Source organism: Pseudomonas sp. ANT_H4, assembly GCF_008369295.1.
Lineage (GTDB): Bacteria > Pseudomonadota > Gammaproteobacteria > Pseudomonadales > Pseudomonadaceae > Aquipseudomonas.
The window spans coordinates 1-5,144 of sequence record NZ_VOBG01000054.1; the positions used below are offsets into that span (position 1 = coordinate 1).

The following is a 5,144-nucleotide window of genomic DNA, read 5'->3' on the forward strand; positions in this document are numbered from 1 at the left end:
TTCACAAATTGCTTGGGTGTTATATGGTCAAGCCTCACGGGCAATTAGTATTGGTTAGCTCAACGCCTCACAGCGCTTACACACCCAACCTATCAACGTCGTAGTCTTCGACGGCCCTTCAGGGAACTCAAGGTTCCAGTGAGATCTCATCTTGAGGCTAGTTTCCCGCTTAGATGCTTTCAGCGGTTATCTATTCCGAACATAGCTACCCGGCAATGCCACTGGCGTGACAACCGGAACACCAGAGGTTCGTCCACTCCGGTCCTCTCGTACTAGGAGCAGCCCCTCTCAAATCTCAAACGTCCACGGCAGATAGGGACCGAACTGTCTCACGACGTTCTAAACCCAGCTCGCGTACCACTTTAAATGGCGAACAGCCATACCCTTGGGACCGGCTTCAGCCCCAGGATGTGATGAGCCGACATCGAGGTGCCAAACACCGCCGTCGATATGAACTCTTGGGCGGTATCAGCCTGTTATCCCCGGAGTACCTTTTATCCGTTGAGCGATGGCCCTTCCATACAGAACCACCGGATCACTAAGACCTACTTTCGTACCTGCTCGACGTGTCTGTCTCGCAGTCAAGCGCGCTTTTGCCTTTATACTCTACGACCGATTTCCGACCGGTCTGAGCGCACCTTCGTACTCCTCCGTTACTCTTTAGGAGGAGACCGCCCCAGTCAAACTACCCACCATACACTGTCCTCGATCCGGATAACGGACCTGAGTTAGAACCTCAAAGTTGCCAGGGTGGTATTTCAAGGTTGGCTCCACGCGAACTGGCGTCCACGCTTCAAAGCCTCCCACCTATCCTACACAAGCAAATTCAAAGTCCAGTGCAAAGCTATAGTAAAGGTTCACGGGGTCTTTCCGTCTAGCCGCGGATACACTGCATCTTCACAGCGATTTCAATTTCACTGAGTCTCGGGTGGAGACAGCGCCGCCATCGTTACGCCATTCGTGCAGGTCGGAACTTACCCGACAAGGAATTTCGCTACCTTAGGACCGTTATAGTTACGGCCGCCGTTTACCGGGGCTTCGATCAAGAGCTTCGCGTTAGCTAACCCCATCAATTAACCTTCCGGCACCGGGCAGGCGTCACACCCTATACGTCCACTTTCGTGTTTGCAGAGTGCTGTGTTTTTAATAAACAGTCGCAGCGGCCTGGTATCTTCGACCGGCATGGGCTTACGCAGTAAATGCTTCACCCTCACCGGCGCACCTTCTCCCGAAGTTACGGTGCCATTTTGCCTAGTTCCTTCACCCGAGTTCTCTCAAGCGCCTTGGTATTCTCTACCCAACCACCTGTGTCGGTTTGGGGTACGGTTCCTGGTTACCTGAAGCTTAGAAGCTTTTCTTGGAAGCATGGCATCAACCACTTCGTCGTCTAAAAGACAACTCGTCATCAGCTCTCGGCCTTAGAATCCCGGATTTACCTAAGATTCCAGCCTACCACCTTAAACTTGGACTACCAACGCCAAGCTGGCCTAGCCTTCTCCGTCCCTCCATCGCAATAACCAGAAGTACAGGAATATTAACCTGTTTTCCATCGACTACGCTTTTCAGCCTCGCCTTAGGGACCGACTAACCCTGCGTCGATTAACGTTGCGCAGGAAACCTTGGTCTTTCGGCGTGGGTGTTTTTCACACCCATTATCGTTACTCATGTCAGCATTCGCACTTCTGATACCTCCAGCAAGCTTCTCAACTCACCTTCACAGGCTTACAGAACGCTCCTCTACCGCATCACCTAAGTGATACCCGTAGCTTCGGTGTATGGTTTGAGCCCCGTTACATCTTCCGCGCAGGCCGACTCGACTAGTGAGCTATTACGCTTTCTTTAAAGGGTGGCTGCTTCTAAGCCAACCTCCTAGCTGTCTAAGCCTTCCCACATCGTTTCCCACTTAACCATAACTTTGGGACCTTAGCTGACGGTCTGGGTTGTTTCCCTTTTCACGACGGACGTTAGCACCCGCCGTGTGTCTCCCATGCTCGGCACTTGTAGGTATTCGGAGTTTGCATCGGTTTGGTAAATCGGGATGATCCCCTAGCCGAAACAGTGCTCTACCCCCTACAGTGATACATGAGGCGCTACCTAAATAGCTTTCGAGGAGAACCAGCTATCTCCGAGCTTGATTAGCCTTTCACTCCGATCCACAGGTCATCCGCTAACTTTTCAACGGTAGTCGGTTCGGTCCTCCAGTTAGTGTTACCCAACCTTCAACCTGCCCATGGATAGATCGCCCGGTTTCGGGTCTATTCCCAGCGACTAGACGCCCTATTAAGACTCGCTTTCGCTACGCCTCCCCTATTCGGTTAAGCTCGCCACTGAAAATAAGTCGCTGACCCATTATACAAAAGGTACGCAGTCACCCAACAAAGTGGGCTCCCACTGCTTGTACGCATACGGTTTCAGGATCTATTTCACTCCCCTCTCCGGGGTTCTTTTCGCCTTTCCCTCACGGTACTAGTTCACTATCGGTCAGTCAGTAGTATTTAGCCTTGGAGGATGGTCCCCCCATATTCAGACAAAGTTTCTCGTGCTCCGTCCTACTCGATTTCATGACTAAGAGATTTTCGCGTACAGGGCTATCACCCACTATGGCCGCACTTTCCAGAGCGTTCCGCTAATCTCAAAGCCACTTAAGGGCTAGTCCCCGTTCGCTCGCCACTACTAAGGGAATCTCGGTTGATTTCTTTTCCTCAGGGTACTTAGATGTTTCAGTTCCCCTGGTTCGCTCCATACACCTATGTATTCAGTGTAAGGTAACCATCTTATGATGGCTGGGTTCCCCCATTCAGACATCTCCGGATCAAAGTCTGTTTGCCGACTCCCCGAAGCTTTTCGCAGGCTACCACGTCTTTCATCGCCTCTGACTGCCAAGGCATCCACCGTATGCGCTTCTTCACTTGACCATATAACCCCAAGCAATCTGGTTATACTGTGAAGACGACATTCGCCGAAAATTCGCAATTTAACTCACAAATTTTACCTTAGCCTGTAACAACACCAGTGAAAGTGTTGCCCAGTCTAACTTTCTATTACATACCCAAATTTTTAAAGAACGATCTAATCAAAGACTAGAAATCAACATTCACCATCATCACAATGGAATGCTCATTTCTAAGCTTTACAAGACAGAAGCAGTAGTGGTGGAGCCAAACGGGATCGAACCGTTGACCTCCTGCGTGCAAGGCAGGCGCTCTCCCAGCTGAGCTATGGCCCCGTATTTCTACAGGCGTTTCCCACACAAAATTGGTGGGTCTGGGCAGATTCGAACTGCCGACCTCACCCTTATCAGGGGTGCGCTCTAACCAACTGAGCTACAGACCCAATTTCGGGCTGCTTCTAAATCGTCTTCTTCAATGAATCAAGCAATTCGTGTGGGAACTTATGGAGCAGCTGATGTCGTCGATTAAGGAGGTGATCCAGCCGCAGGTTCCCCTACGGCTACCTTGTTACGACTTCACCCCAGTCATGAATCACACCGTGGTAACCGTCCTCCCGAAGGTTAGACTAGCTACTTCTGGTGCAACCCACTCCCATGGTGTGACGGGCGGTGTGTACAAGGCCCGGGAACGTATTCACCGCGACATTCTGATTCGCGATTACTAGCGATTCCGACTTCACGCAGTCGAGTTGCAGACTGCGATCCGGACTACGATCGGTTTTCTGGGATTAGCTCCACCTCGCGGCTTGGCAACCCTCTGTACCGACCATTGTAGCACGTGTGTAGCCCAGGCCGTAAGGGCCATGATGACTTGACGTCATCCCCACCTTCCTCCGGTTTGTCACCGGCAGTCTCCTTAGAGTGCCCACCATTACGTGCTGGTAACTAAGGACAAGGGTTGCGCTCGTTACGGGACTTAACCCAACATCTCACGACACGAGCTGACGACAGCCATGCAGCACCTGTCTCAATGTTCCCGAAGGCACCAATCTATCTCTAGAAAGTTCATTGGATGTCAAGGCCTGGTAAGGTTCTTCGCGTTGCTTCGAATTAAACCACATGCTCCACCGCTTGTGCGGGCCCCCGTCAATTCATTTGAGTTTTAACCTTGCGGCCGTACTCCCCAGGCGGTCAACTTAATGCGTTAGCTGCGCCACTAAGAGCTCAAGGCTCCCAACGGCTAGTTGACATCGTTTACGGCGTGGACTACCAGGGTATCTAATCCTGTTTGCTCCCCACGCTTTCGCACCTCAGTGTCAGTATTAGTCCAGGTGGTCGCCTTCGCCACTGGTGTTCCTTCCTATATCTACGCATTTCACCGCTACACAGGAAATTCCACCACCCTCTACCATACTCTAGCCTGTCAGTTTTGAATGCAGTTCCCAGGTTGAGCCCGGGGATTTCACATCCAACTTAACAAACCACCTACGCGCGCTTTACGCCCAGTAATTCCGATTAACGCTTGCACCCTCTGTATTACCGCGGCTGCTGGCACAGAGTTAGCCGGTGCTTATTCTGTCGGTAACGTCAAGACAATCACGTATTAGGTAACTGCCCTTCCTCCCAACTTAAAGTGCTTTACAATCCGAAGACCTTCTTCACACACGCGGCATGGCTGGATCAGGCTTTCGCCCATTGTCCAATATTCCCCACTGCTGCCTCCCGTAGGAGTCTGGACCGTGTCTCAGTTCCAGTGTGACTGATCATCCTCTCAGACCAGTTACGGATCGTCGCCTTGGTGAGCCATTACCCCACCAACTAGCTAATCCGACCTAGGCTCATCTGATAGCGCAAGGCCCGAAGGTCCCCTGCTTTCTCCCGTAGGACGTATGCGGTATTAGCGTCCGTTTCCGAACGTTATCCCCCACTACCAGGCAGATTCCTAGGCATTACTCACCCGTCCGCCGCTCTCAAGAGGTGCAAGCACCTCTCTACCGCTCGACTTGCATGTGTTAGGCCTGCCGCCAGCGTTCAATCTGAGCCATGATCAAACTCTTCAGTTCAAACATCTTTGGGTTTTTAAGAAACCCTAAACTTGGCTCAGCAATCGTTGGTTACATCTTTGATTTCTCGCGGAGTAACTTGTGATGCTGATAATCTTGTTGACTATCAGTCTGACTCCACAAGCACCCACACGAATTGCTTGATTCAGTTGTTAAAGAGCGGTTGGTTAAGATCTTTCGTCTCAACCGAG

Annotated in this window: 2 tRNA genes and 2 rRNA genes; all 4 read right to left on the minus strand. The window is 51.3% G+C overall.

Annotation, left to right across the window (positions count from 1 at the left end):
• Nucleotides 1-23 precede the first annotated feature (23 nt).
• The 4 genes from FQ182_RS29300 to FQ182_RS29315 all read right to left on the minus strand — a co-directional run bounded on the left by FQ182_RS29300 (nt 24) and on the right by FQ182_RS29315 (nt 4,953).
• Nucleotides 24-2,915 (minus strand): 23S ribosomal RNA (locus tag FQ182_RS29300).
• Nucleotides 2,916-3,150: 235 nt separating this feature from the next.
• Nucleotides 3,151-3,226 (minus strand) — tRNA-Ala (locus tag FQ182_RS29305).
• A gap of 30 nt (nt 3,227-3,256) precedes the next feature.
• Nucleotides 3,257-3,333, minus strand: a tRNA-Ile gene (locus FQ182_RS29310).
• Nucleotides 3,334-3,416: 83 nt separating this feature from the next.
• Nucleotides 3,417-4,953: ribosomal RNA gene (locus FQ182_RS29315) — 16S ribosomal RNA — on the minus strand.
• The 16S and 23S rRNA genes sit together here with 2 tRNA genes alongside, the layout of an rRNA operon.
• Between the last annotated feature and the right edge of the window lie 191 nt (nt 4,954-5,144).